Annotated in this window: 2 protein-coding genes; both read right to left on the reverse strand. The window is 37.7% G+C overall.

The window, feature by feature from the left end:
• Positions 1–779: 779 nt before the first annotated feature.
• Positions 780–1925, reverse strand: a complete 1146-nt coding sequence (gene nagA / locus ACEYKX_RS04670; RefSeq protein ID WP_373710734.1) for an N-acetylglucosamine-6-phosphate deacetylase — start codon at positions 1923–1925, stop codon at positions 780–782.
• Between the two features lie 101 nt (positions 1926–2026).
• Positions 2027–2525 (reverse strand): IMP dehydrogenase (locus tag ACEYKX_RS04675; protein ID WP_373780566.1); only part of this gene is annotated, 499 nt, incomplete at its 5' end.

Consider the following 2525-nt stretch of genomic DNA (forward strand, 5'->3'; position numbering starts at 1 on the left):
AAAAGCATACAAATAAATAGAAGCCAATAAACACTTCGTTTGAGGAACTCAGGCCTGTCTATTAATTTTTGAATTACTTTATATATTTTACTCTCTCCTCTACAAGATGACGTATCCAAAAAGCGCCTCATTTGACATTGAATCGTACTTCAAAAATTTAACACTCTCATAATAACAAATGCCTACAAATAGCGCTACCCCTCTTCTTAAATACAACAAGAATCGTTCCAAATAAGGAGCGATTCTCATTTTAAAATACATCCAAGTTCAGCAGGCTGACATTCGTTAGTCATTTTGAAGTGAGTATAAATCGAAAAAGCCTTTAATTCGAGGATTTTTTTATTCAATTATTTTATTTCGAGGGACCAACGAAAAGAAACGACGATTTGCTTTTACTAAAACATCTGACAACAAATGCCTAAGAAACGAATCTAATTTTGGCCCTCCTTTTTTGTTTGCGTATAAACTAATGTTTGACGAAAGTTTATTACGCCATCGTCACTTATATTATAATCTTTTATGACCTATAAATACAAATTAAAATTTTAAGCAATCTTACGTTTTAATTTGCATTTTACTAAAAATATGTTACTGAATATTATTATAAATATCACTAACAATGGACGAAAACCTAGATAAGATTAAAATTAAGTTAGAATTCATCTCTTTTTAAATAGCGATATATTTTTAAATTTAGTTAAAAATTAAGCAACATTAAGATACGATATTGTTTAATTAAACGACTACTGACGATTAAATTTAAACATTTGTTTATTTTATTATTTTCTAAACACAGACTTACCGTCTAAATAGGTTTCAAGCAGACCTAAATCTTGGTCAAGTATCAAGAAATCAGCAGGATGCCCTTTCTTGATTTGTCCACAGCGATCATCAATGCCTACACTCTTAGCCGGAACAATGCTTGCCATGTTAATCGCTTCTTCTGGCGTCGCAATTCCCCAAGCAACAACGTTTTGAACCGCGGTAATCATTTCCAATACGCTACCGGCTAAGTTACCGTCTGATTTCAACCGTGCTGCACCGTCTTTAATCGTAACTTCGAATTCCCCTAACATGGAGTCTCCCTCGCCAATTCCACCACCGCGCATACAATCCGTCACAAACATCGTTTTGTCACGGCCATGCGCATCCATTACAATACCCGCTGATACCGGATGAACATGATGGCCATCACAAATTAATTCTGAAAAGGCATCTTTCAGACTCATTGCAGCACCTACCACACCCGGTTCACGGTGGTGAAGTCCACGCATACCGTTAAATGTATGAACAAAGATGTTTGCGCCCTGATCAACCGCCGCTTTACATTGCTCATAGGTCGCATCCGTATGGGCGATTGCAACGTTAATGGCATTCTTAGTCGCATAATCGATAAATGGTAATGCCCCTTCTCGTTCTGGTGCAATAGCAATTTTACGAACTGATCCATTTGCTAATTCTTGCCATTTTTTCAAGGTCGTAATGGACGGATCGTTCATATATTTAGGGTTTTGTGCTCCTTTATATTTCTCATTAAAGAAAGGTCCCTCAAGGAAAATACCTTGTATTTTTGCACCTTTAATTTTATCGACGTTCTCCCCAATCGTCTGACAGACCGCATCCAAATCTTCTGTTGGAGCGGTTAGCGTTGTAGGCAAATAAGATGTTACGCCACAAGATAAAATACCTTCGGAAATAATATTTAAACCTTCAACATTATTATCCATGACATCATGGCCGTTATAACCATGAATATGTGTGTCTACAAATCCGGGTGCTACCTGCTTGCCACTGTAGTCCAAGATTTCACCTTCCGGCTTCTCCGTTTGAAATCCTCCAAACTTCCCATCTTCGATCGCTAGATATCCGGGACCTTTAACACCATTTGCGCAATAAAAAAGCTCTGCATATACATACTTTTTCACATGATTCGCCTCTTTTTCTTTTTATGTACTTTCATTTTATACTAAAAACGGATATGAAAAAAGCAGATTAGGAAAGATAACCTAATCTGCTTCAGAAAGTACTATAGAATTGTATCGCCTTCACCAAAGCTTGAACGTCCTGCTTCGATGATTGCTTGATTGGAGCTGTCTCCGTTATAGATAGAGTTTTTAACTAAAACGTAATCACATTTACGGATAGATGCTAAATCATTTCCACCTGCGTATGAGATGGAAGATTGCAAGTCTTGTCGCATTTCCGTCAATGTATCGCTTAGTTTACCTCTGTAAGGCGTTAAAATTTTCTTGCCTTCGACGTTTTTACGCTCGCCTTTTTGATACTCAGACGCGCTACCGAAGTATTCTTTATATTTTTGACCGTTAATTTCTTTAATTCCACCTGGTGATTCGTCGTGTCCAGCGAATAATGATCCGATCATTACCATAGATGCTCCGAAACGTACACATTTCGCAATATCACCGTTTGTACGAACGCCGCCGTCCGCAATCAACGTTTTGCGTTCTGCTTTTGAACACCAGCTAACTGCTGCCAATTGCCAACCACCTGTACCGAAACCAGTT

It is taken from the genome of Glaesserella sp., assembly GCF_041817755.1.
GTDB lineage: Bacteria > Pseudomonadota > Gammaproteobacteria > Enterobacterales > Pasteurellaceae > Glaesserella.